This window comes from Klebsiella sp. CN_Kp104 (genome assembly GCF_040064515.1).
GTDB classification, from domain to species: domain Bacteria; phylum Pseudomonadota; class Gammaproteobacteria; order Enterobacterales; family Enterobacteriaceae; genus Klebsiella; species Klebsiella aerogenes.
This window is the reverse complement of the sequence record NZ_JBEAII010000047.1, coordinates 24,257-49,923: the sequence shown is the minus strand read 5'-3', so window position 1 is coordinate 49,923 and position 25,667 is coordinate 24,257. Positions and strand designations below refer to the sequence as shown.

Genomic DNA, 25,667 nt, shown 5'->3' with positions numbered 1-25,667 from the left:
CTTGCGCCATCCGCGGGGTGAGGGAAATGCCCTATTTTATCTTCGTTGCCCGCAGCAGTTTCTCCAGCGGATAGACCGCCGCAATCACCAGCTCATCCTGGGTTTTCGCCGCCGTATCCAGCTGCGCCTGGATTGAGGCGTACTCTTTATCGTCCAGCGTTCCCTGCCGCGCCACCAGATCGGTCAAGCGCAGCCCGAGGCTCGCCAGCTTATCAACCTGCTGCACCACCGGTTTAATCGCCGCCAGCTGATAGTTATTGTCGGTCAGCGCCAGCGCATCGCCGCTGTTGTTCTGCCAGCGGGTAAAGACGTGGCGCAGCGCATCGGCGCTCTCAGCATCCTCGGCATCGCTGATTAGCCGCTCCGCCCACTGGTTCAGGCTGCGTACGGTGTCGCTCTCAGCCGGTAACGCATCGGCCAACCGGTTCAGCGGTTCAAATTGATGGTAATTGTTCGCCTGGAACTTGAGATGCTGACGGGTGTAGTAATGCGCCGGCTCCAGCGCCTCGGCGAGGATCTGCAACGCCAGCGTATGGCTGCTGTTCGCCAGGCGGGTGAACTGCTCCAGCTGCTGAGTATGCTGCTGCAGGCCGACGGAGACCGTTGACCAACTGTCCATCGCCTGCAGGCGCTGATACATATTGTCGCTGTCTTTGACGTCTTCGGCCGACCACAGCCGCTCCGCCACCGCAAAAGCCCGCGGCCACAGCTTGATATCGATGACCGGCGCGGCGACGTTTTCCGCCCACAGCGCCGCCTCGCCGCCGAGCAGATTCTTCTGTTGCTGCGCGTCGGGCAACGTCGGCTGAATGCCCTGCGGTACGGCATCCAGCCGCTTGCCGTCAATGGGATAACGGGTGTTGCCAAGCAGGAAGTAGCCTGCGAGCTTGTCGTCGTTAATGGTTAGCACCGGGCGGGTCTCGCCCATCCAGGTATCGACGCGGAACGTGACCTGATTGTCGCCGAGCCATTCAATCTCCTGCACGGCACGCCGTGATTTCCCTTTAAAATCAATAAATCCACGCCAGCCGCTATCGCCTTTTACCAGCGTAAAGCTGCCCTCAACCGCGCTGCCCTTCAGGCGCGGCATCGAAAACTGCCAGCTCTGGGCGCTGTCGTTATCGGTAATCGTATCCACGCCGTTAAGCCCCTGCGGGATAATCTCATTACGATAGTGATAGGCGGTGTACTGCGGCTGGTCGAGGTAAAAACCGGTGGAGAGAATGCCGCGATAGCCGTGTTTGGCGACGTCGCCTAATGCGTCCTGCCCCTGCCAGGACTGAATCAGAATGCTCTTCGGTAAATCAGGGTGGTAGATTTCATCCCAGCCGACCATCTGCCGGTGATGTTTTTCGAGTAACGTCTCCAGGCGCCGGTTGAAGTACGCCTGTAGCGCGTGGCTGTCCGCCAGCCCCTTCTCTTTGAGGAATTTCTGAATGGCCGGATTGGCGCGCCACTGGCTATCATCGACTTCATCACCGCCGATATGCAGATACGGATCGGGGAAGATAGCCGCCAGTTCGCTGACCATCGCCTCGGCAAACGCGTAGGTGGCCTCTTTTGTTGGGTCGAGTACCGGTTTTAGCACGCCCCAGTGGCGCTCCATCGCGTAAGGCCCCGGCGCGCTCATCAGTTCCGGATAAGCTACGGCGATCGCCGAGGCGTGGCCCGGCATATCGATTTCCGGCACCACACGAATACCGCGTTCGGCGGCATAGCGCACAATGTCTTTCATCTGCGCCTGGGTATAAAACAGGCCGTCGCTGGCCTGCTGCTGCAGCTTCGGATAGCGGCTGGAGGCGAAGCGCCAGCCCTGATCGTCGGTCAGATGCCAGTGCAGTACGTTAAGCTTCGCCGCCGCCATACCGTCAATCTGCCGCTTGATCGCCGACAGCGGCATAAAGTGACGGGCGGAATCCAGCAGCAGTCCACGCCACGGGAAGCGCGGCGCATCGTCAATGGCGACATAAGGAATGGTGGTGCCGTCAGGGCCGTTTTGTACCAGCTGTAGCAGCGTTTCCATGCCGCGCAGCGCGCCAAAACGCGTATTGGCTTTCAGGGTCGCGCCTTCGGCGTTAACGGTTAACTGATAGCTTTCGTCGCTATCAGGCTGCGGCAGGAAAGGCACTTTCTTATTGACGATCACGTTAATGGTTGGGCTTTTTGCCGGCGCCGTCTGCGGCTGTAGCGTCCAGCCGGTTTGCCGCGCAACACGTTCACGCCAGCGAGTTGCCGCCTCGCCCAGATCGTCGCCGCTGACGTTGATCGTCAGCTGATTATTTAGCGCCAACGCCCCCTGCGCCTGCGGGCGCTCTACATGGGCGGGCCACGGCATCAGCGGCAGATCGCCCGCCGGGGCGGCAAGCGCCATGCTGCTCAGTAATATTCCGCTGGTCAGCAGACTGTAACGCACGGTGTTAATCATCAATGTTCCTTTTTATGACGGGCCAAAAAAAGCAAAACATTGGGTTAACATGCGCACAAAATTGCGTCAATACATGGCGATGACGGGCTTCACAACTTGATGAGATTTAAGAGAAATACCGGTAAGCCCCTCTGCCGAACGGCAAAGGGGCGAAACCGCTACTGCCAGCCGTAGCGGCGGCTGTAGAAGCCTTTAACGGTCTGGGTCAACACCATGTAACCCGCCAGAATCGTCACCAGCCATGGGAAATAGCTGAGCGGCAGCGCCTGCAGCTGCAGGTAGCCCGCCAGCGGCGAGAACGGCAGCGCGATCCCCACCGCCATCACCAGCAGCGTCATCGCGAACAGCGGCCACGCGGCGCGGCTCTGGACGAACGGAATGCGGCGGGTACGAATCATATGCACAATCAGCGTCTGCGACAGCAGCCCTTCAATAAACCAGCCGGACTGGAACAGGGTCTGCATCTCGACGCTGTTGGCGTGGAACACCCACCACATCAGACCAAAGGTGAGGATATCGAAAATCGAGCTGATTGGCCCGAAGAAGACCATAAAACGCCCGAGATCGGCCGGGTTCCAGCGCTGCGGTTTACGGATCTGCTCATCGTCGACGTTATCAAACGGAATCGCCACCTGGGAGACATCGTACAGCAGGTTCTGAATCAACAGGTGCAGCGGCAACATCGGCAGAAACGGCAGGAAGGCGCTGGCCACCAGCACGCTGAAGACGTTGCCGAAGTTGGAGCTGGCGGTCATTTTGATGTACTTGAGCATGTTGGCGAAGGTGCGGCGGCCTTCGATAACCCCCTCCTCCAGTACCATCAGGCTTTTTTCCAGCAAAATGATATCCGCCGCCTCGCGGGCGATATCCACCGCCCCGTCAACGGAAATGCCAATATCCGCCGCGCGGAGCGCCGGGGCGTCGTTAATACCGTCGCCCATAAAGCCCACCACGTGGCCTTCTCGTTTCAGTAGCGTCACGATGCGCTCTTTATGCAGCGGCGCCAGGCGCGCGAACAGCGTGGTGCGTTTCGCCAGCGCCGCCAGTTCGTCGTCGCTCATGGCTTCAATCTGGCCGCCAATCACCACTTCGCCCGCATCCAGCCCCACTTCATGACACACTTTCGCCGCCACCAGTTCGCTGTCGCCGGTGAGGATTTTTACCGTAATGCCGCTGGCCTTCAGCGCTTTCAGCGCCGGGGCGGTAGTCTCTTTCGGCGGATCGAGGAAGGCGATGTAGCCTTCGAGGATCAGGTCGGATTCATCCGCACGCAGATAGTCGCCTTCCCGCGCCGGCAGGTATTTGGTCGCCACCGCCACCACCCGCAGCCCCTGACGGTTCAGGGTATCGGTCACCCGGCGGATACGGCGCAGCATGGTGTCGTCCAACGGTACGATTTCACCGTTGTAGCGCACCTGAGTCGAGACGTTGAGGATCTCCTGCAGCGCCCCTTTACAGATCAGCTGATGCGCGTCGTCCTGCTCTTTTACCACCACCGACATGCGGCGGCGTTCGAAGTCGAACGGGATCTCATCCACCTTCTGCCAGCGCTCCGCGAGACCGCGAGCGGCATCCAGCTCCACGCCTTCCAGCACCGCGGTGTCGAGCAGGTTTTTCAGCCCCGTCTGATAATGGCTATTGAGCCAGGCGGTGTGCAGGACTCTCTCACTGGATTTACCGGAAACATCGGTATGGTTCTCCAGCACGATTTTATCCTGGGTCAGGGTGCCGGTTTTATCGGTGCAGAGGATATCCATCGCGCCAAAGTTTTGAATGGCGTCGAGGTGTTTGACGATCACCTTTTGTTTTGACAGCTTCACCGCCCCGCGCGCCAGCGTCGAGGTGACGATCATCGGCAGCATCTCCGGCGTCAGGCCGACCGCCACCGACAGCGCGAACAGCGCCGCTTCCCACCAGTCGCCTTTGGTGTAGCCGTTGATCAACAGCACCACCGGCGCCATCACCAGCATAAAGCGGATCAGCAGCATGCTGACCCGGCTGATGCCTTTCTGAAAGGCGTTCGGCTCGCTTTCCTGCTCGCTGACGCGCCCGGCAAGCTGGCCGAACCAGGTGTTGCCGCCGGTGGCGTAGACGATAGCCTGCGCCGAGCCGCTCACCACGTTGGTCCCCATAAAGCACAGGGTATCGCATTCCAGCGGATTGGTTTGTAGCGGATCGCGGGTGCGCGCGACTTTTTCAACCGGCAGCGATTCGCCGGTCAGCGAGGCCTGAGCGACAAACAGGTCACGCGCCACAATGATGCGCAGGTCAGCCGGGATCATATCTCCCGCCGACAGCCTGACGATATCGCCCGGTACCAGTTGGTCGATGGGCAGTTCGAGCCAGCGGCTCTCGCCCTGCTCGTTGATGACCCGCAGCACCGTGGCGGTATTGCTGACCATCGCCTTCAGCGCATCCGCCGCTTTGGTCGAGCGCGCTTCCTGGATGAAGTTAAGTAGCGTCGAGATGCCGACCATCAGCGCGATAACGCCTGCGGCGAATAGATCTTCTGTGGAATAGGAGACGATGCCGAGCACCGTCAACAGCAGGTTGAACGGATTGCGATAGCAGGTCCACAGATGAACCCACCACGGCGACGGCTTCTGCGCCGGGATTTGGTTATCGCCGTGCAGGGCGATTTTCGCCGCCACTTCGGCGTCGTTCAGCCCTTCAGGGTGGCTATCGAACGCGCGCCAGATCTCCTGCTCATCCATGGCCGCCACGTCCAGGCAGCGCTTGCCGAGTGAATCCGGGATCGGCGCGCTGGCCAGATTGCGGGCGTCGGGCAGCGGATCGCGCTGGATCAAACGATGTGGTAAATGGCGGCTAAGCTGCGCGAACAGCTGCCGGGTAAAATTTTTCAGCATAAACAATCCCTCCGCGCTCGCGCGAGCGAACGCAGCGTTGCCAACAGGCGCGGCAAAGCCTTACCTGTCAGGCATTATTTTTATAGGGCAGGGACATCGTGGACGTCACTGCTTTACGCTTTCCGGTAAAGCAGTGCTAAACAGGCTTACCGGAAAGAAAGGTTGCTCCATCGAGGATGAGGAGTGGGATCGGGGTCCATAAAATTCTCCGGTAAGTGACTCAAGACGGCGCGGAGTATACCGCGACCAGGAAACTATTTGTGGCTATTATGGCTATCATACCGCCCGGCAACTAAACCAGACATCAACCAGTCTTTGCTCATTGAGGATTCGTTGAGTAGCATTAGACTCACTCAAATCGGACGACGGCGAGAACCTCGTATGCAAAACCGGCTAACAATCAAAGATATCGCCCGCTTAAGCGGCGTCGGAAAGTCGACGGTGTCGCGCGTGCTGAATAACGAAAGCGGCGTCAGCGAGCGCACCCGCGAGCGGGTGGAAGCGGTGATGCAGCAGCACGGTTTCTCCCCTTCCCGCTCCGCCCGCGCCATGCGTGGTCAGAGCGATAAGGTGGTGGCGATTATCGTCACCCGCCTGGATTCGCTGTCGGAAAATTTAGCGGTGCAGACCATGCTGCCCGCCTTTTATCAGCAGGGCTACGATCCGATCATGATGGAGAGCCAGTTTTCTCCGGCGCTGGTGGAAGAACATCTGGGCATGCTCGCCCGGCGCAATATCGACGGCGTGGTGCTGTTCGGCTTTACCGGTATTAGCGAGGAGATGCTTGCGCCGTGGCGCGAAACGCTGGTGCTGCTGGCGCGCGATGCCCCCGGCTTCGCTTCGGTGTGCTATGACGATCATGGCGCGATCGAGTTACTGATGCAGCGTCTCTATGAGCGCGGACACCGGCATATAAGCTTCCTCGGCGTGCCGCACAGCGACGTCACCACCGGGGAACGCCGTCATCAGGCGTATCTCGATTTCTGCGCGCAAAAGAAGCTCACGCCAACCGCTGCCCTGCCGGGGCTGGCGATGAAGCAGGGTTATGAAAGCGTCGCCAGCGTGCTGACGCCCGAGACCCGCGCGCTGGTCTGCGCCACCGATACCCTCGCTCTCGGCGCCAGTAAATATCTACAGGAACAGCGTATCGACACGCTACAACTCGCCAGCGTCGGCAGCACGCCGCTGATGAAGTTTCTGCATCCGGAGATCCTCACCGTCGATCCCGGCTACGCCGAAGCCGGACGCCAGGCGGCACAGCAGCTGATCGACCAGATCGCCGGCCATGCCGAACCCCGCCAAATCGTCATTCCCGCTGCCCTGAATTAATCTCGTTCGGGCGATTTATGTGATCTTCGCCGAGTTTCGGGAACGTTCCCATTTTGCATTGCCAACGGAACGGTTAGGATGCATGCAAGGTAAAAACGGCATCTCTCCCCTCTGTTTTTGAGGCTTCATCATGAGCAAAGTAAACCAGCAGGACATCGATAAACTGATCGAACTGGTGGGCGGGCGCGGCAACATTGCCACCGTCAGCCACTGTATTACCCGTTTGCGCTTTGTGCTAAACGATCCGGCCATCGCCAAACCGAAAGAGATTGAGCAGTTGCGCATGGTGAAGGGATGCTTCACTAACGCGGGGCAGTTCCAGGTAGTCATCGGCACCGAAGTCGGCGATTACTATAAGGCGCTGCTGGCCACCACCGGTCAGGCGTCCGCCGACAAAGAGCAGGCCAAACAGGCCGCGCGGCAAAATATGAAGTGGCACGAACGGTTGATCTCGCACTTTGCCGAGATCTTTTTCCCGCTTCTGCCGGCGCTGATCAGCGGCGGTCTGATCCTCGGTTTCCGTAACGTCATCGGCGATCTGCCAATGAGCAACGGCCAGACGCTGGCGCAAATGCACCCGTCGTTGAAAACGATTTATGACTTCTTGTGGCTGATTGGCGAGGCTATCTTCTTCTATCTGCCGGTGGGGATCTGCTGGTCAGCGGTGAAGAAAATGGGCGGCACGCCGATCCTAGGGATCGTGCTTGGCGTCACGCTGGTCTCTCCACAGTTGATGAACGCCTACCTGCTCGGCCAGCAGGTGCCGGAAGTGTGGAACTTCGGCCTGTTTACCATTGCGAAAGTCGGCTATCAGGCGCAGGTGATCCCGGCTCTGCTGGCGGGGCTGGCGCTGGGCTTTATCGAAACACGTCTCAAGCGCATCGTGCCTGACTACCTCTACCTGGTGGTGGTGCCGGTGTGCTCGCTGATTCTGGCGGTGTTCCTTGCCCATGCGGTTATCGGCCCGTTTGGCCGCCTGATCGGCGACGGCGTGGCCTTCGCGGTGCGCCACTTGTTAACCGGCAGCTTCGCGCCGATCGGCGCCGCGCTGTTCGGCTTCCTCTATGCGCCGCTGGTAATCACCGGCGTACATCAGACCACCCTCGCTATCGATATGCAGATGGTACAGAGCATCGGCGGTACGCCGGTATGGCCGCTGATTGCGCTATCAAATATTGCTCAGGCGTCGGCGGTGGTCGGCATTATTATTGCCAGCCGTAAACAGAATGAACGCGAAATCTCGGTACCCGCGGCGATCTCCGCCTATCTCGGGGTCACCGAACCGGCGATGTACGGCATCAACCTGAAGTACCGCTTCCCGATGCTGTGCGCGATGGTCGGATCCGGCCTCGCGGGCCTGCTGTGCGGCCTGAACGGCGTGCTGGCGAATGGCATCGGCGTCGGCGGCCTGCCGGGCATCCTGTCGATTCAGCCAAGCTACTGGCAGGTCTACGCCACGGCGATGGCCATCGCCGTGGTAGTGCCGATTATCCTCACCACCGTGGTTTATCAACGCAAGTACCGTCAGGGCACCTTGCAGATTATCTAACGTCTTCTTTCGGGGCGCCGCTTGCGCCCCCTTTATTCGCAGGAACGTAATATGAATACCCTTCCCCGCTGGTGGCAAAACGGCGTTATTTATCAAATCTACCCGAAGAGTTTTCAGGACACCACCGGCAGCGGTACCGGTGATTTACGCGGCGTCACCGCCCGTCTCGACTACCTGAAAAAGCTCGGCGTCGACGCTATCTGGCTGACGCCGTTCTACGTCTCGCCACAGGTGGACAACGGCTATGACGTGGCGAACTATACCGCTATCGATCCCTCATACGGCACGCTGGAGGATTTCGACCAACTGGTCGCCGGAGCGAAAGCGCGCGGTATCCGCATCGTGCTGGATATGGTGTTTAACCATACCTCGACGGAACACGAATGGTTCCGCCAGTCGTTAAATAAGGCGAGCCCGTACCGCCAGTTCTATATCTGGCGCGACGGCGAGCCGGGAGCATTGCCGAATAACTGGCGTTCGAAATTCGGCGGTAACGCCTGGCAATGGCATGCGGAAAGCGAACAGTATTATTTGCATCTTTTCGCCACCGAGCAGGCGGATCTCAACTGGGAAAACCCGACGGTACGCGCCGAGCTGAAAAAAGTCTGCGAGTTCTGGGCCGATCGCGGCGTTGATGGCCTGCGCCTCGATGTCATCAATCTTATCTCCAAGGAGCAGGACTTCCCCTCCGATACCGTTGGCGATGGACGCCGCTTCTACACCGATGGCCCGCGGGTTCACGAATTCCTGCGGGAAATGAGCCGCGATGTCTTTACCCCTCGTGGCCTGATGACCGTGGGCGAAATGTCTTCCACTTCGCTTGAGCACTGTCAGCAATACGCCGCGCTGGACGGACGCGAACTGTCGATGACGTTTAATTTTCATCACTTAAAAGTCGATTATCCGGGCGGCGAAAAATGGACTCTCGCTCGTCCGGACTACGTGGCGCTGAAAGCGCTATTCCGCCACTGGCAGCAAGGGATGCATAACCGGGCGTGGAATGCGCTGTTCTGGTGTAATCACGATCAGCCGCGCATCGTGTCGCGCTTCGGCGACGAGGGCGAGTACCGGGTGCCGGCGGCGAAGATGCTGGCAATGGTACTGCACGGCATGCAGGGCACGCCCTATATCTATCAGGGTGAAGAGATTGGCATGACCAACCCGCATTTCAGCAGCATCAGCGATTATCGCGACGTGGAAAGCCATAACATGTTTATCGAGCGCGCGGCGCAGGGACAAAGCCCGGATGAACTGCTGGCGATTCTGGCCAGCAAATCGCGCGACAATAGCCGCACGCCGATGCCGTGGCACGATGGCGAGAACGGCGGCTTCAGCGATGGAGAACCCTGGATCGCGTTGGGTAGTAACTATCGCGAGATTAACGTCGAGGCGGCGCTGGCGGATCCGGAATCCGTTTTTTATACCTATCAGCAGCTGATCGCGCTGCGAAAAACCACGCCGGTGCTGACCTGGGGGGATTATCAGGATCTGCTGCCGGACCATCCGTCGCTGTGGTGTTATCGCCGCCAGTGGCAGGGGCAGACGCTGGTGGTGGCCGCCAACCTGAGCCGTGAGTTCCAGCCGTGGCAGTCGCCGGAGATGTCCGGCGAATGGCGGGCGCTGATTGGCAACTATGCCGAAACGTCCAACCGCCCGGCGGCAATGACGCTGCGGCCGTTCGAAGCGGTATGGTGGTTGCAGGCGTAAAGCTTTTCCCCGGTGGCGCTACGCTCGCCGGGGCTACCGGTTCGTGGGGCTGGAGTTTACGCGCGGTCAGCGTCAGGAAGGATAACGCTCTCCTGCGGCTGCGCTGAGGCGTGCTCCTCTTTGGCCTTCAGCCGATCCCAGGCGCGGAAGAACGGATAGTAAACCACCAGCGAAATAGTTAAATTCACTACCTGCAGTATGGTGCCGGAAATATGGCCGCCGGTCGCCAGATAGCCGCTGATGAAGATCGGCGTAGTGAACGGCAGCGCGATTCCGGCCGGCGGCGCAACCAGCCCGGTCGCCATTGCGGTATAGGACACGATGACCAGCAGCACCGGCGTTAAAATAAACGGCAGGAAGAAGTACGGGTTCATCACCAGCGGGATGCCGAATACCATCGGCTCGCTGATGTTAAACAACGCTCCCGGCGCGGCAATTTTCCCCAGCTGTTTCATCTGCTGACTACGGCTGCGCAGCAACATAAATATCACCAGCCCCAGCAGCGCGCCGGTGCCGCCGGGCGCAATCCACAGATCGTAAAATTGCTGGGTAATGATATGCGGGATCGGCTGGCCGTTCTGAAAGGCCGTCAGATTCTCTGACATATTCGACAGCCACACCGGCTGAATAAATACCAGCACAATCGCGTCGCCGTGCAGGCCCAGCGTCCACAAAATACCGATCACTATCACCGAAATAATCATCCCCGGCAGCGTACCACCGACGTGATGCATCGGAATACCGATCAGGGTGGCGATCATGCTGTTGATGTCGCCGAACGGCGAGGCCTCAACCGCCAGGCGCAGCGCCAGCACCACCGCCAGAACACAGAAGCCGGGGATCAGGGCGAGGAAAGATTTCGCCACTGCCGGCGGCACGCCGTCCGGCATGCGGATAACGAGATTGCGGCTGGCGACCAAACGATAAATCTCCGTCGACAGCAGCGAAATGACAATAGCGACAAACAGCCCCTGGCTGCCGACCATGCTCACCGGGATCACCCCTTTAATCACCTCCGCCGCGCCGTGTACCGGGGTAAAGAGGGTGTTCTGCGGGATAGTCATCACAAAGGCCACCAGCGACATCGCCCCGGCGCTCAGCGGGTCGATGGTGCGGTACTTCTCCGCCAGCCGATAGGCGATGCCGAAGCTGGAAATCAGCGCCATAATGTCGTAGGTCGCTTTCACCGGGTACAGCATTTTATCGCGCCAGACCTCGCCAAACAGGCCGCTCATCATGTCGGCATAGCCGGGGATCGGCAGGTAGGCGAAAATCAGGAAAAACGAGCCAATCAGCATAAACGGCATATTCAGAATGATGCCATCGCGTACCGACAGGACGTGCTTTTGCCCGGCGATTCTCAGCGCCGCCGGCATGACGTAACGTTCAATCCAGCTTGTATTCGACATGGTGTACTCCCGAGGGGAAATAGCGGTCAGTTAAATTGCGTCAGCCATTGACGGTTTATCGTTAACACTTCATCCAGCAGCGCCTGGGCATCGGTGACGTTACCGACCAACGGGTTAGCCACCAGCGCCAGCAGCGCGCTCTCGCGGCAGCCGTGTACCGCGGCTTCAATCGTCAGCCTTTCAAAGGCCTTCACCTGCTGCGTCAGGCCGTTCATCGCCGGCGGCAGCGGGCCGAAAGCCAGCGGCCTTGCCCCTTGCGCATCAATAATGCTGTTGGTTTCCACCACCGCATCATCATCAAGGCCGTGAATCGCGCCGTTGTTGCGGGTGTTTACCACCATCTCCACGCCCAGGTTGTTGTGAATCGCATTGATAAGCTCAACGGCCACTTCCGAGTAGTAAGCGCCGCCGCGAAAGCTCAGCTGCTCTGGTTTTTCTTCCAGCTGCGGGTCGGCGTACAGCGCAAACAGCTCCTGCTCGACCTTCATCACCTGCTCGGCGCGGGTGCCTTTGGTTTTCGCTGCGGCGATCTCTTCCGCCAGCATCGCTGGCGTCAGCCAGAAATAACGATGATAAGGGCACGGAATCGCCTTCAGCGCGCGGAGGAATTCCGCCGGCCACGGCAGTTCTTTAATGTTGTTCATCGACAGCGCCTTACCGTCGCAGAGCATATCGATCACTTTGCCGGTGACATCCTCGCGCCCCTGTAGCACCTTATGCACCCAAACCATATGGTTGAGCCCGGCAAAGCGCAGTTTTACTTCGGACTCCTGGGCGCCTAACATCCCGACGATCATGTGCTGCATGTTGATCGGCACGTTGCACAGGCCGATGATCTTCGCCGTGCTGTAGCGGCTGACCGCCTCGGTGACGATCCCCGCCGGGTTGGTAAAGTTAAGAATGAACGCTTCCGGCGCCAGCTGTTCCACTTTGCGCGCAACTTCGAGGATCACCGGGATCGTCCGCAGCGCCTTGGCGAAGCCGCCGACGCCGGTGGTCTCCTGGCCCAATAGATGATATTTGAGACCCAGCCGTTCATCCGCGGCGCGCGCCGCCAGTTGCCCGACGCGTAGCTGCGTCAGCACAAAGCTGGCGCCGCGGATCGCCTCATCGAGCGTAAAGTGGACGCTGACCGCCACCTGCTCCAGCCCTTTATGTTTCAACATCCGCCGGGCCAGCGCGGCAATGATCTCAACCTTTTCCCTGCCGGATTCGACATCCACCAGCGCCAGTTCGGTGACCGGAAGCTGTTCATAACGAACGATAATCCCTTCAATAAGCTCCGGCGTGTAGCTGCTGCCGCCGCCGATAACGGCGATTTTCAGTGCTTGCATAGTGACCTCTATTCGCATTTTCGGCATGCAGATCGCCGCGCGCGATCGCCAGGACCGCACGTGAGGGTGATAAAAATGGGATTAGAAAATTAGCGTTCAAGCAGGGCCAGCGCTTTATCCAGCACCGCGGCGCCGCGCATCATGCCGTAGTCGGCCATATCAATCACCGCCACCGCTTTACCCTGCGGCGCCGCCAGCGCGGTTAGCCGTCCGGCTTCGTATTTGACCTGCGGCCCGAGCAGGATGACATCGGCGTTCGGCAGTTCGCGTTCAAATTCCGCCACCGCTACGGCATAGATTTCCAGCGCCAGCGCGCGCTGCTGAGCTTCCGCTTTCATTTTGTTCACCAGCATGCTGGTCGACATGCCTGCGGCACAACAGAGTACGATTCGTGGCATTGCGCTTCCCCTTTGCGTGTTTATCGCTTCAGCCTTCACGACCTGCGCGACTATATTGTTAATATTGTGTGATAGTGAAGGCTATATGAAAATAATTTTCATCGATGTGATCGAGGCTCAATTTTTGTGCATTATTTCCTCATGTCATTGCGAAATATCGACGCCAGACATAGGAAATATTCTGCGCAGATGCTATAAAAACGGCTATTCACTAAGTGAAAAATATTTTCAATTCCGGGTACTGCCAAAGGGAACATCAGGATGGATATCGTAGGTCAACTACAGGACGGATTGGTCCGCTTTAGCGCTCAGGAGTCGCGCGTCGCCGCCTTTATTCTGGAAAATCTTAGCTTTACCGCCAGCGCCTCGATTGACGAACTGGCCGCCAGCGCGGGGGTCAGCCCGGCCACCATCACCCGCTTCGCCCGTTCGGTAGGTTGTGATGATATTCGTGATTTACGCAAACAGCTGGCGCAGGCCAGCGAACGGCGCGCCAGCTGGCTCACTCCGGATAGCGCCACCCTGCCCGTCGCCTGGCGCGACAAACTTAGCAGCCTCGGCGATACGCTAACCCGTCAGCTCGGCCACACCGCCGAAGCGGCGCTGGAGAAGTGCAAATCGCGCCTGCTGAGCGCCCGCGCGGTGCATTGCTTCGCCCTCGGCACCCAGGATGTGGCGCTGGCGGCGCTGCTGCAGCACCAACTGCTGCCATCCGGTATCGCGATTAATCTCTGCCAGGATGCGGCGCTGATGCGAATGACCGCCAGTACCCTTAATGACGATCACCTGCTGCTGGTGCTGGCCACCGCCGAAGCCAATGCCGTATTACAGAGCGCGACGCTGCAGGCGCGTACGCAGGGGGTGACGATTATCGCTCTGACCCCGGAACAGCACGCGCTGGCGGATATGGCCAGCGCCGTGCTTCCCCTGCCCGTCAACCCGCAGCATGCCCGCTACGCCCTGCTGCTGCTTGTCGATCTGCTTAACGATACATTGATTGCCTGAATATTCTGCCCGTTCCCTTCACGATCGGGCCCCATTTTTGCTTATATTTTAAGCGCCTAAATTTACATTTCACGCCAGCGCCCATCATCCGTACTCTCACCTTTTTACCTTGTTCTGGGTCAATAAAATCGCAAACATCTTTGATGCAAATCACTACATATAGAACTTAAAATGCGCCTCGGCCCTACATATTGTATTAATCGTCTATTATGTCACCATATCTTGTCGTTGTTGGGCGGTGATGAGATGTGGATAAAAAGGGCCGGATCCGAAGGCAAACGCCGCTAGTCGTAGCGTGGCGCGCTTTTGGGAGATCTTCCGCCTCTGTGGATAACCTGTTCTATATATGGAGTGATCATGACACCGCATGTGATGAAACGTGATGGCTGTAAAGTGCCGTTCAAGTCAGAGCGCATTAAAGAAGCAATTCTGCGTGCAGCTAAAGCAGCGGGAGTCGATGACGCAGACTATTGCGCCACCGTCGCAGAAGTCGTTAGCCAGCAAATGCAGGGCCGCGCGCAGGTCGATATCAACGACATCCAGACCGCCGTGGAAAACCAGTTGATGTCCGGCCCGTGGAAACAGCTGGCGCGCGCCTATATCGAATATCGCCACGATCGCGATATCGAGCGTGAAAAGCGCGGCCGTCTGAACCAGGAAATTCGAGGTCTGGTCGAGCAAACCAACTCATCGCTGCTCAACGAGAACGCCAACAAAGACAGTAAAGTGATCCCGACCCAGCGCGATCTGCTGGCCGGTATCGTGGCCAAACACTATGCCCGCCAGCACCTGCTGCCTCGCGATGTGGTGCAGGCGCACGAGCGCGGCGAGATCCACTACCACGATCTCGACTATTCGCCGTTCTTCCCGATGTTCAACTGCATGCTGATCGACCTGAAAGGCATGCTGACTCACGGCTTTAAAATGGGCAATGCCGAAATTGAGCCGCCGAAGTCTATCTCTACCGCCACCGCGGTCACGGCGCAGATTATCGCCCAGGTCGCCAGCCATATTTACGGCGGCACCACCATTAACCGTATCGATGAAGTGCTGGCGCCGTTCGTCACCGAGAGCTTCAAAAAGCATCGTAAAATTGCCGAAGAGTGGCAGATCCCGGATGCCGAAGGCTATGCCCGTACGCGGACCGAAAAAGAGTGCTACGACGCGTTCCAGTCGCTGGAGTATGAGGTCAACACGCTGCATACCGCCAACGGCCAGACGCCGTTCGTCACCTTTGGTTTTGGCCTCGGCACCAGCTGGGAGTCGCGCCTGATCCAGCAGTCGATTCTGCGCAACCGCATCGCCGGCCTCGGGAAAAACCGTAAAACGGCGGTATTCCCGAAACTGGTCTTCGCCATTCGCGACGGCCTGAACCATAAGTTCGGCGATGCGAACTATGACATCAAACAGCTGGCGTTAGAGTGCGCCAGCAAGCGCATGTACCCGGATATTCTCAACTACGATCAGGTAGTGAAAGTCACCGGGTCGTTTAAAACGCCGATGGGCTGCCGTAGCTTCCTCGGCGTGTGGGAAAACGAGAACGGCGAACAGGTACACGATGGGCGCAACAACCTCGGCGTTATCAGCCTGAACCTGCCGCGTATCGCGCTGGAAGCGAAAGGCGACGAAGCCGCCTTCTGGGCGCTGCTGGACGAGCGCCTGCTGCTGGCGCGCAAAGCGCTGATGACCCGTATCGCCCGTCTGGAAGGGGTGAAAGCCCGCGTCGCGCCAATTCTGTATATGGAAGGCGCCTGCGGCGTGCGTCTGAAAGCCGACGATGACGTCGCGGAAATTTTCAAGAACGGCCGCGCGTCCATTTCCCTGGGCTACATCGGGATTCACGAGACCATCAACGCGCTGTACAACAATCAGCATATGTACGATAGCGAAGCGCTGCGTGAAAAAGGCATCGCCATCGTTCAGCGTCTGCGCGACGCCGTTGAACAGTGGAAGGAAGAGACCGGCTACGGCTTCAGCCTGTACAGCACGCCGAGCGAAAACCTGTGCGATCGCTTCTGCCGCCTCGATACCGCCGAATTCGGCGTGGTACCGGGCGTGACCGAAAAAGGCTACTACACCAACAGCTTCCATCTCGACGTCGAGAAGAAGGTTAACCCGTACGACAAGATCGATTTTGAAGCGCCGTATCCGCCGCTGGCCAACGGCGGCTTCATTTGCTACGGCGAATATCCGAATATCCAGCATAACCTCAAGGCGCTGGAAGACGTGTGGGATTACAGCTATCAGCACGTACCGTATTACGGCACCAATACGCCGATCGATGAATGCTACGAGTGCGGATATACCGGCGAGTTCGAGTGCACCAGCAAGGGCTTTACCTGCCCGAAATGCGGCAACCACGACGCCGCCCGCGTATCGGTGACCCGCCGGGTTTGCGGTTATCTCGGCAGCCCGGACGCGCGTCCGTTCAACGCCGGCAAGCAGGAAGAAGTGAAGCGCCGCGTGAAGCACCTGGGCAATGGGCAGATTGGTTAAAGACCAATGCGCTTTTCCCGGATAGCGGCGCGCAGCGCCTTATCCGGGCTACCACTACCACTGTCGTAGCCCGGCCGAGCGCAGCGACGCCAGGAAATGGCCGCACTCCTTCGTTTTCGCAAAGCAATTAACGTCAGAGCAAGGCGGTAAACGAAGGAATCCCAGACAGCCTGGTGGGTTTCCTCAAATCAGTTGGCGTTGTAGCAAGGCGGCAAACGAGTAAGTCCCGGGGAGCTTACTGGAGTAAGTGACCCGGGCGAGCGAGCGCAGCCAACGACGCTGCAGCGGCAAATGAGAAGAGGAAACAATGAATTATCACCAGTATTACCCCGTCGACATCGTCAACGGCCCCGGCACCCGCTGCACCCTGTTTGTCTCCGGCTGCGTCCACGAATGCCCCGGCTGCTACAACAAAAGCACCTGGCGGGTAAATTCCGGTATGCCGTTCACAACCGGGATGGCCGACCGCATCATCGCCGACCTCAACGATACCCGCATTAAACGCCAGGGGCTTTCACTCTCCGGCGGCGATCCGCTGCATCCGCAAAACGTCGCGGAGATCCTCAAACTGGTGCAGCGCGTACGCGCCGAATGCCCCGGTAAAGATATCTGGGTCTGGACCGGCTATAAGATTGACGAACTGAACGCCGGGCAGATGGAAGTCGTGAACCTGATTAACGTGCTGGTCGACGGTAAGTTTGTGCAGGATTTAAAAGACCCGGCGCTTATCTGGCGCGGCAGCAGCAACCAGGTCGTGCATCATTTGCGTTAATCCCCTCCGTCAGCCTCTCAAAACCGGCTGACGCACTCCATCGCCACCGTTTTAAACTCATCGAAGCTACGGGTCGCGGCAAGGCGGCTCATGGCGCGCTCGCGCAGGAAAGTCACGAAAATATCGTAGATCGCCATCGCCTCTTCATACTCGCTCTTGCTGATAGCGAGCAGGAAGATGATATGGGCGGTTTCGTCGCCCCAGGCGATACCCTGCGGGGCGATCACGGTATAGACCACCGTCTTTTTCGCTAACAGGCCGAGGGCGTGCGGCAGCGCAATACCGTCGCCCAGCATGGTGCTGACAATCGCTTCACGCTCGACCACCGAATCATGAAATTCTGCATCGACGAAGCCTTCCTGCTGCAGCTGCTGACACAGCTCGGCGAACAGCGTTTGCTGATCTATCGGCTTATCGATCACCCGGAAATGGGCGGCATCGAAGTATTTATTCAACATCCACGGACGGGTGCGATCCACCAGCACCAGCTTGCCAATCTGATCTAACTGGTAATCGGTGGGGAACGGCGCGATGGTCACCACCGGTTTGTCTTTTTCGCCGATCCGTACCGTTGAGATAACAAAATCCTCATCGATCGCCTCCCGCTGCTCATATTCACGCTGGGAAATGGTAGCGGCGATCGCCAACTGCGGATATTTACGCTGCAGGATCGCTTCGATCATCCGCACCATCGCATTACTGGTATCGCACACCAGCAGTACGTGCGGCTGGCGCTGGTAGCCGATGTTGTAGTGGCGTTCCAGCCCGACGCCAATATGCAGCACCAGAAAGCCGATTTCGTTTTCGCTGATGGTATAAGGCGTGTATTTGCCCCAGCTCGATACCGCGGCGAGTGTCATATCCCATGCCATCGGATAGTGCTGTTTGATGTTATCGAGAAGAGGATTAGGGATCATTATCTGATAGCGCACGCGGGTGATCATGGTTTTAATGTGGGTCAGCAGATCGGCGTGCAGCTGGGCGTCGTCCAGCAGGTTGTAGTTATACTGGCTGTTGATGTAACGCAGAATGTAATTGACCAGCGCTTCGTCATCGTCGGCGCTGATGGTTTCCGGATCGACATCCTGTACCTGGCGGGCGGCGATATGCACGCACAGCCACTCTTCCTCGGCGGGCGAGAAGGGTTTTCCGGCCAACCGCTGTAGCTCCCCCGCCAAATCGCGCGCCGCGTCGCGGACGTTTTGCGCCACATCTTCGGCGCTAAAATCGGCCAGCGGATAGCCTTCGCTAACGCGGCGTACCACGACCGCACCGTACAGGCAGATAAAGCGCTCGCCGACATCGGTGAGGCGAATATGATGCCGGGTGAGCGTCTCCTGCAGCACCGGTTCCAGTTGCGCAGGAACATCCGCTTCCAGCGCCTCGGCGCTAATCAGCGGATTCATGCCGCCCTGCAGCGTCAGTTCCCACAGTAAATCGGTCAGGCAGGCGCGAATCGATACCTCGCTGCCGAACAGCTTCATGCCGTGGCGCGGGCGGGTTTCAAGAGTCAACTGATAACGCTGGAAGCGCTCGCGCACCTCGACCATATCATTTTGCAGCGTGGCGCGGCTGACGAACCACTCATCGGCCAGATTTTCCAGCTTGATGGAGAACGCCGAGGTCAGGAAACGCACCAGCAAAAAGTGGATGCGCTCCTGGGCGGTACGCGGCACGTGCTGCGTCTTCGGCGCCGTCTCCTCCAGCGCCTGAAAACGCGACCGATCGTCAATTTTCAGTTGATAACCGCTACCGCGGTTGAGCGTAAACTGCGCGCCATACTGCGCCAACAGCGCATTCAGTGCGGTGATATCGGCGCGCACGGTACGGGTAGAAACCGACAGCCGCTGCGCCAGTTCATCCTGCGGCAGCGTTTCATTTCGCAGCAGGGTGAAGAGTTGCGCTAAGCGTTGGTTGGGAAATCGCATGTCAGTTCCTTGTTGTTACGGCTCAGGGTTGGGCGGATATCACCATCTGCGATGGGCTACCGACCGGCGTGTAGTCTGGGGCAAAGGTTAATTTGCCATCCTTCGGCGCCACGCTAAAACGGGTAATATTATCGCTACGCTGGTTCATGACGTACAGCCACTGCCCCTGATTATCCAGTGTCAGCGTACGGGGGTAATCCCCACGCGTCCAGATATCCTCCTGGTGGCTCAGGCTGCCGTCAGCCAGCACGCTAAAGTGGGCAATGCTGTTATGCAGGCGGTTGGCGACATATAGCTGTTTGCCATCGTTGCTCAACACCAGGCCCGCGGCAAAGCTGGTGCCCTTATACTCTTTCGGCAGCGCGGAGACGGTTTTGCCTTCGCGCAGCAGGCCGCTTTGCTTATCAAGATGATAGAAGGTCAGCGTCGACGCTTCTTCGTTAATCAGCCACAGACCGTCGCCCTTTGGCGTAAAGACGAAGTGGCGCGGGCCGGCTCCCGGCGATGAGGCGGCGATAAACGGCGGATCGTTCGGCGTCAGCTTACCGCTGGCGCTATCCAGCCGGTACTGATAGATCCGATCCAGCCCGAGATCGGTGGAGTAAACAAACTTCCCACTGGGATCCGCGGCGATCATATGGGCGTGAGGGCCATTGTGATCGCTAATGGCAAAGCTGCCCTCGACGGCCGCCGCCGGACGTTCGGCGCCGGCCGGACCTTCATCCTGATGCACATCCACCGCCTCGCCCAGGCTACCATCTTCTTTCACCGGTAGCACGGCGGTGCTGCCGCTAACATAGTTGGCCACCAACAGATATTTACCATCCGGCGTCAGGGAGAGATACACCGGCCCGGCGCCGCCGGAGGCAACCTGGTTGAGTTCCGTCAGCTCGCCGTTCTTGTCAATTCGCCACGCCTGCACCACGCCTTTTTCGACTTCACTGGCGGCATACAGCGTTTTGCCATCGCGCGACACGGTTAACTGCGCGACGTTCGGCAACGAGCTCACCAGCGCCTTATCGCGCAGAGCGCCGGTTTTGGCATCGACGGTAAAGCGATACAGACCTTCGCCATTAGGATTATAGGTACCAATCCAGGCGTAGTGGGTTTGCGCGGCGGCGCCGGCGGCAAGCAAAGACAGTGAAGCAACAAGCAGGTGACGAGCGGTTGGCATGGTAACTCCTTGATGGTTCGGTGGGATAAGTTGCCCCTCACCCTTTGAGGGTGAGGGGCAAGAGCACTACTTCACTAACTGTTTGGTCATCTCCAGCAACTGGCGCACATCGGCCGGGCGGGTGTTGCCGCTGGCTTTATCGATAATCGAGCTGTAAATATGCGGGATGATTTTACTCACGCCGGCATCCAGGGCGATTTTCAGGATCTCGCTGTAGTTTTCCAGATCGATACCGCCGGTCGGTTCCAGCCAGAAATCGTGCGCGGCGCAGGCTTTGGCGACGGCTTCAAACTCGGCGCGGTGCTTCAGGCCGCCCATCGGGAAGTATTTGATAGAGCTGCCGCCCATATCTTTTAACAGCGCGATGGCGGTTTCCAGCGGAACAATCCCATCCGCCGCGCCGCTGCTCAGCGGGCCGGTTGAGATCTTCACCATTCCGGGCGTGCCGGTCGGCGAGACCAGGCCATTCACCACGGTCTCATTCTGCCCGAGCAGCGCGCGGCTGGTAGCCACGCCGGTGAAGACCTGGTTGACGTGCTGCGGCTGCACCTGGCGAGAAATCTCGCTCACCATCGCCGACTGGTTTGGATCGCCTGCGCCCAGCCCGACGGAGAGCGCGTTATCAATCAGCTTCGCGTATTCACGCATATCGGCCACCGCGCTGGCGACGTCCGGATAGTTTTTGGAGAGCACGCCGACCAGTACGTGACCTTCCGCCGCGTCGTAAATTTCACGGGCGTTGTCTTTGCTGCCCGCCAGTACGTTCAGGCACACGCGGTCACGGTAAAAGTTTGGGGTCAGTTTCATGCTTTTTTCTCCTTATTCAGAACTTCTGCGATGCGGCGAGCGACCACCTCCAGCTGCTGCGCGTTCACGCTGCGGACATCGGCTTCGATAATGCCTTCATTCGCTTTATAGCCGCGGAAGTAAATGGCGTATTCGCCCTGCTTCAGCGCGTTAACCAGATCGCCGGTATTCACGCCGGTGGTCGCTTCATCAAATTTAATCTCGGCGCGGGCGATATCGCGGCCCGCGCTATCCCACACCACCCGCGCGGTCACGCCGTTGAGAGTGTTGAGCTGTTCGATAAACGGCGTCATCTTGTCCACCATCTGCTGGCCGCTCTCTTTGGTCGCCGTCAGGTAGTGTTCAATGGCGCAGGTCAGGCCGAGAATGCCCTCTTTACCCACTTTCATCGCCCGGCCAATCCCCATCGACTGGCGCTTAACCCACTCGACGTACTGCGTTTTGCCGATGACCAGCCCGCTGGTCGGCCCTTCAATCGCTTTCGCGCCGCTGTAGATAACCAGGTCGGCGCCCATGCGGTAGTAGCACTGCAAATCTTCTTCCGCCGCCGCATCGACGATCAGCGGCAAGTTATGCTGGCGCGCCACTTCCGCGGCCTGCGCGACGTTAAGCATGCTTTTTTGCACACAGTGGTGGGATTTGATGTACAGAATCGCCGCGGTGCGCGGAGTGATCGCCGCCGCCAGCTGTTGGGCAGAACATTCGTTGGCGTAGCCCGCTTCCACCAGCTTACCGCCGCCCAGCGCCACCATGGTGCCAACCGGCGCGCCGAAGTTGACGTTGTGGCCCTTCGGCAACACGATTTCGTTATTTTCAATCGGGGTAACGTGCAAGTTTTCCAGCAGCCAGTCGCTGTCTTTCACCAGCACCGCCGCGACCGACTGGGCAATCCCCGCCGACGCGCAGGAGACAACGGTCGCCCCTTCCACATCCAGCAGTTTGGCGATGTACTCGCCGGTTTTATTCACCAGGTCTTTCATTTCAAAGTACTGGTTCATACCGGCCATCGCGGCTTCAACCACTTCCGGGCGCGGCGTGGAAACGCCCAGCGCCGTCATTCGGCCAGAAGTGTTAATAACTTGTTTTAAATGGTATTTCTCAAAAATCGAAGGCATGTTCCGCGCTCCCTTGTTCGGTCAGATAGCCCTTGCCCGCGCGAATCGCGGCCAGCGGCACCAGAATGTTGTCAGCCTGCAGGCTCTCTTTTTCGGCATCCACCAGCAACGTGGGCTGATGCTGCAGGCTAAATAGCGTTAAATCGGCATCGAAGCCCTCTTCGAGGCGCCCTTTACGCGTCAGACGCAACCCCTCGGCGGCGCTAACGGTCACGCAGTCAATGACCTGCGGCAGGGTCATGCCGATGGCGAGGAATTTCGACATCACCAGCGCCAGCGAGCGCACCGGGCCGTCGATACGGTTACGGCAGTAAATATCGGAGCTAATAGTGTGCGGCAGAATGCCCATCGCAATCGCCCGACGCGCCACTTCAAAGCTGAAACTGGCGGTACCGTGGCCGACATCGAGGCGCACGCCGCGCTGCAGAGCGCGAGTAATGGAGCTGCGCAGCTCGCCGGCAGGATTAAGAATACGGTTCGGCTTGCCGTTATAGCAGTGGGTAATGATGTCGCCACTGCTCAGCCGATCGGCGATTTCATCGAGGTTCGGCGGGTTATTGCCGATGTGCACCATCAGCGGCAGATCGCCGTTTTCCTGCTGAATGGCTTTGGCGCGCGCCAGCGGCGTAATGCCGTTTTCGCCGACGACGCTGCTGCTCATCCGCGCCTTCAGGCCGACGATAAAATCAGGATGACGTTGCACCGCCTGCTTCACCGCGGCGGCGTCGATATTAGCCATATTCGCCAGCTCATTCTGCGCAATCAGCCCGACGCGGGAGATGTTGAGCAACGCATAAACTTCCGTCGCCGCTTTACGGGTCAGTTGATAGAAGTCATCGACGTCGTCGGCGCCGGTGCTGCCGGCATCAATCACGGTGGTGACGCCGGTGGCGATGCCGACGCTATCCGGCTCATCGTGATAAATTGGTGAATTCGGGTAGCAGTGAACGTGAGAGTCAATCCAGCCAGCGCTGACGTAAACCTTGCCGTTCAGCTCAATGGTTTTACGGGAGGGCGCGCTAATCTCGCCCAGCGCCGCGATTTTCCCGTCCTGGATGGCGATATCAGTCAGGGTATCGTCGACGAGGCGCGCACGGCGCAGGAGTAAATCAAACATAGCTATCTCCTGATGAAAGAGTGAATCTGTTGCCGGATGGCGGCGTACCGCCTTATCCGGCCTACAAATCGCGCTGACTTGCAGGCCCGATAAGCGCGGCGCCATCGGGCGATTAGCTAATCGCAATCGGGAAGATGGAACCGAGGATCATCGCGCCGAGGATGGCGCCGCCGGTGATCGGTTTCTGCCAGATGTAGAACAGCAGTGCGCCAACCAAAGAACCAATCCCGATAGGAATAGACGCCGTCATCGCGCTGAGGATGATCAATGGACCGAGGAAGCGGCCGGAGGCGTTACCGGCCCCCATCATCACGTCGGCGCCGTAGGTGGAATCGCTCTGGTTGATGGTGAACTTACGCGCCAGAATGATGATGTAGCCGACCGCCAGGCCGAGGATCAGGCCGGTTGCCAGCGACGCGGCGAAGTTCGCCACCGGGAAGACAAAGCCCGCGCCGAGCAGCAGCGCCGGTACGCCGAGGCCGATACCGGTCTGAATGGCGCCGCCGATATCCAGAATCCCCACCAGCGAACCTTCGATGATGCGGGCGAACAGGAAGCTCGCGCCGAATGCCGCCACCGCGCCGTACGCGCCGGTATCAATCCCTGCCTTCAACATCGCCACGAAGGCCACTTCGTTAAAGGCGCCGATGCCGTACAGATAGTACATGTGCGTCCCGGCGAAGACGCCGGAGGAGAGCAGGCCAACAAAGATCGGGAACGACCAGTCGGCATACCAAAAACCTTTATTCTGTTCCATTATCAGGCTCCCGTTACTTGCCGCTGAGTGAGTTGTGGATCATGTCCAGCCAGTTCGGCACGGTCAGATGGAAGGATTCGAGCATCTTCATGTCGAAGCCGCGGAAGAAGCCGCTGAGGACGAACAACGCGACAATGGCGATCATCATCACTTTGGTTACCCGGTTCCAGCCGCTCTCTTCTACGCCTTTACCGATCAGGATCCCCAGTACCAGACCCGGTACGGCGTTCCCCATAATCAGCTGCGCCGCGCCGCCAAAAATCGTCGCCCAGAAGCCTGATTTCTTACCGGCATCGATAGCCGCCAGCCAGAAAATCACCGGCATCACGGTGTTCACCAGCAGGTTTGCCGCCGGAACCAATACCTTAACGGCGGTGACCTGCAGCGCTTCCGGCACGGAAGATGCGGTCAGGTTAAGGAAGGCGACGACGATCATGCCAATGATGCCGCAGGCAATAGCCATTTTTTTCGGATCGTGTAGCGTTTCGCCAACGTTACGATTTTTCACCATCAATGCCGCCGCGCCCCAGTTCGGGATAATGCGGTGGTCAACGTCCTGGGTGAAGGAGCCTGCTGCAACGGAAGAGGCCCAGGCGTTAAAGAAGAAGCCGAGACCAAAAGAGAAGTGAGAAGCCGGATCGCCTTCGCAGGAATTCAGCTCGCCCAAGGTACGAAACGCCCCCATCCCTTGCGTGGTGGGCGCGTGAAACATGCGTGCCGCTCCGGCGCCCACGCCGACGCCGACCAGGCCGCCGATGATGAGCGATTTTATTAAAATTATCAGGAACATAGTCTGACCCTTTGGTAACAATCAGGTTTGCGTGACGAAATCCACTTTATCGAGATCGATGGCGGTCACGTTGACGGTGACGTCCAGCTCCACGCTGTAGGTCCGTCGTTCACGGCGCAAAAAGATGAACAGAAACGCCTCTTTTCGTACCGCTTCACGCGCATGAACAACCGTCACGTCCTGTGGCTCAATACGCAGTAGGATGCGCGATGATGATTTCATCACCGCAGCCTGCACATGGTTCAGGGCATCGGCGAAGGCCCGTGATTTGCTTTCGCCTTTGCCTGCAACCCTCACCGTGGTGGTGAATTGCTCTTTCATACTTATGCGCCGTATTTCTTTTTCCAGGCTTCAACCAGGCGCTCGCCCAGCTCTTCTTTATCCATGAAGCCGAAGCCCAGCACGTTGCAGCCTTCGTTGATGGCGGTGACGCCCTCTTCAATAGAACGCATGCCGTATTTTGCTTTGTAACCGTACTTGGTCTGCGCGGTGATGGCGCCTGCGCCGCCGCTACCGCAGAAGGAGATGCCGAAAGAGGCGTTTTCCGCTTTCATCATGTCGCCAAGTTTCATATCTGCAGCAACGCCAGGGACGACCACTGCACGTGCGCCGGCTTTTTCTGCGCCTGCCGCGACTTTTTGTCCTTTACCCAGACGGTCGCCAATAACTACGGTGATTTGTTCCATGT

At 58.6% G+C, this 25,667-nt stretch carries 20 protein-coding genes; 6 read left to right on the top strand and 14 right to left on the bottom strand.

Features of this window, described 5'->3' with window-relative positions; translation table 11 throughout:
* Positions 1 to 31 precede the first annotated feature (31 nt).
* Positions 32 to 2,425, bottom strand: a complete 2,394-nt coding sequence (locus tag ABLU80_RS24765) for a family 20 glycosylhydrolase (RefSeq protein WP_348850567.1) — start codon at positions 2,423 to 2,425, stop codon at positions 32 to 34.
* A 158-nt stretch (positions 2,426 to 2,583) separates the two neighbouring features.
* A complete protein-coding gene (gene mgtA / locus ABLU80_RS24760) occupies positions 2,584 to 5,292 on the bottom strand; it encodes a magnesium-translocating P-type ATPase (protein WP_348850566.1) in 2,709 nt (902 codons plus the stop codon).
* Positions 5,293 to 5,673: 381 nt separating this feature from the next.
* Here mgtA and treR point away from each other — a divergent pair, with 381 nt between their 5' ends.
* The 3 genes from treR to treC all read left to right on the top strand — a co-directional run bounded on the left by treR (position 5,674) and on the right by treC (position 9,877).
* Entirely contained in the window at positions 5,674 to 6,621 is a 948-nt protein-coding gene (gene treR, locus ABLU80_RS24755) for a trehalose operon repressor TreR (RefSeq protein ID WP_015368559.1), read from the top strand.
* Positions 6,622 to 6,751: 130 nt separating this feature from the next.
* Positions 6,752 to 8,170 carry a PTS trehalose transporter subunit IIBC gene (gene treB / locus ABLU80_RS24750; protein WP_230250470.1) on the top strand — a complete coding sequence of 473 codons (1,419 nt, stop codon included), beginning with the start codon at positions 6,752 to 6,754 and terminating at the stop codon, positions 8,168 to 8,170.
* A gap of 51 nt (positions 8,171 to 8,221) precedes the next feature.
* A complete protein-coding gene (gene treC, locus ABLU80_RS24745; protein WP_348850565.1) occupies positions 8,222 to 9,877 on the top strand; it encodes an alpha,alpha-phosphotrehalase in 1,656 nt (551 codons plus the stop codon).
* Between the two features lie 56 nt (positions 9,878 to 9,933).
* On the opposite strand, the gene celB is transcribed toward treC, so the two are convergent.
* The 3 genes from celB to ABLU80_RS24730 all read right to left on the bottom strand — a co-directional run bounded on the left by celB (position 9,934) and on the right by ABLU80_RS24730 (position 13,018).
* Complete coding sequence (gene celB, locus ABLU80_RS24740) at positions 9,934 to 11,286, bottom strand: PTS cellobiose transporter subunit IIC (RefSeq protein WP_230250472.1); 1,353 nt, start codon at positions 11,284 to 11,286, stop codon at positions 9,934 to 9,936.
* A 26-nt stretch (positions 11,287 to 11,312) separates the two neighbouring features.
* Positions 11,313 to 12,620, bottom strand: a complete 1,308-nt coding sequence (locus ABLU80_RS24735; protein ID WP_059444019.1) for a 6-phospho-beta-glucosidase — start codon at positions 12,618 to 12,620, stop codon at positions 11,313 to 11,315.
* A gap of 89 nt (positions 12,621 to 12,709) precedes the next feature.
* Positions 12,710 to 13,018 (bottom strand): PTS sugar transporter subunit IIB, encoded by a 309-nt coding sequence (locus ABLU80_RS24730; protein WP_020079792.1) that lies wholly within the window; start codon positions 13,016 to 13,018, stop codon positions 12,710 to 12,712.
* 261 nt (positions 13,019 to 13,279) lie between these two features.
* Here ABLU80_RS24730 and ABLU80_RS24725 point away from each other — a divergent pair, with 261 nt between their 5' ends.
* The 3 genes from ABLU80_RS24725 to nrdG all read left to right on the top strand — a co-directional run bounded on the left by ABLU80_RS24725 (position 13,280) and on the right by nrdG (position 17,291).
* On the top strand, positions 13,280 to 14,023 hold the full coding sequence (locus tag ABLU80_RS24725) for a MurR/RpiR family transcriptional regulator (RefSeq protein WP_348850564.1): 744 nt from the start codon (positions 13,280 to 13,282) through the stop codon (positions 14,021 to 14,023).
* Positions 14,024 to 14,380: 357 nt separating this feature from the next.
* Positions 14,381 to 16,519 carry an anaerobic ribonucleoside-triphosphate reductase gene (gene nrdD / locus ABLU80_RS24720; RefSeq protein ID WP_015368566.1) on the top strand — a complete coding sequence of 713 codons (2,139 nt, stop codon included), beginning with the start codon at positions 14,381 to 14,383 and terminating at the stop codon, positions 16,517 to 16,519.
* A 307-nt stretch (positions 16,520 to 16,826) separates the two neighbouring features.
* Entirely contained in the window at positions 16,827 to 17,291 is a 465-nt protein-coding gene (gene nrdG, locus ABLU80_RS24715; RefSeq protein WP_032715486.1) for an anaerobic ribonucleoside-triphosphate reductase-activating protein, read from the top strand.
* Between the two features lie 17 nt (positions 17,292 to 17,308).
* On the opposite strand, the gene ABLU80_RS24710 is transcribed toward nrdG, so the two are convergent.
* The 9 genes from ABLU80_RS24710 to ABLU80_RS24670 all read right to left on the bottom strand — a co-directional run bounded on the left by ABLU80_RS24710 (position 17,309) and on the right by ABLU80_RS24670 (position 25,665).
* Complete coding sequence (locus ABLU80_RS24710; protein ID WP_260842096.1) at positions 17,309 to 19,219, bottom strand: BglG family transcription antiterminator; 1,911 nt, start codon at positions 19,217 to 19,219, stop codon at positions 17,309 to 17,311.
* Positions 19,220 to 19,241: 22 nt separating this feature from the next.
* Positions 19,242 to 20,393 (bottom strand): lactonase family protein, encoded by a 1,152-nt coding sequence (locus ABLU80_RS24705; protein ID WP_015368569.1) that lies wholly within the window; start codon positions 20,391 to 20,393, stop codon positions 19,242 to 19,244.
* Between the two features lie 66 nt (positions 20,394 to 20,459).
* Positions 20,460 to 21,200, bottom strand: coding sequence for a KDGP aldolase family protein (locus ABLU80_RS24700; protein WP_020079796.1), 741 nt, complete (start codon positions 21,198 to 21,200; stop codon positions 20,460 to 20,462).
* Positions 21,197 to 22,315, bottom strand: a complete 1,119-nt coding sequence (locus tag ABLU80_RS24695) for a DgaE family pyridoxal phosphate-dependent ammonia lyase (RefSeq protein WP_015368571.1) — start codon at positions 22,313 to 22,315, stop codon at positions 21,197 to 21,199. The genes ABLU80_RS24700 and ABLU80_RS24695 overlap by 4 nt, the downstream gene beginning before the upstream one ends.
* Positions 22,299 to 23,432 carry an amidohydrolase/deacetylase family metallohydrolase gene (locus ABLU80_RS24690; RefSeq protein ID WP_213796461.1) on the bottom strand — a complete coding sequence of 378 codons (1,134 nt, stop codon included), beginning with the start codon at positions 23,430 to 23,432 and terminating at the stop codon, positions 22,299 to 22,301. The genes ABLU80_RS24695 and ABLU80_RS24690 overlap by 17 nt, the downstream gene beginning before the upstream one ends.
* A 112-nt stretch (positions 23,433 to 23,544) precedes the next feature.
* The gene (locus ABLU80_RS24685; RefSeq protein WP_015368573.1) at positions 23,545 to 24,189 is read right to left on the bottom strand and encodes a DUF4310 family protein; all 645 of its coding nucleotides are present in this window, start codon (positions 24,187 to 24,189) and stop codon (positions 23,545 to 23,547) included.
* Between the two features lie 13 nt (positions 24,190 to 24,202).
* Entirely contained in the window at positions 24,203 to 24,979 is a 777-nt protein-coding gene (locus ABLU80_RS24680; RefSeq protein ID WP_015368574.1) for a DUF4311 domain-containing protein, read from the bottom strand.
* 21 nt (positions 24,980 to 25,000) lie between these two features.
* Complete coding sequence (locus ABLU80_RS24675) at positions 25,001 to 25,300, bottom strand: DUF4312 family protein (protein WP_015368575.1); 300 nt, start codon at positions 25,298 to 25,300, stop codon at positions 25,001 to 25,003.
* A 2-nt stretch (positions 25,301 to 25,302) separates the two neighbouring features.
* On the bottom strand, positions 25,303 to 25,665 hold the full coding sequence (locus tag ABLU80_RS24670; RefSeq protein WP_015368576.1) for an SFCGS family glycine-rich protein: 363 nt from the start codon (positions 25,663 to 25,665) through the stop codon (positions 25,303 to 25,305).
* Positions 25,666 to 25,667: the final 2 nt, after the last annotated feature.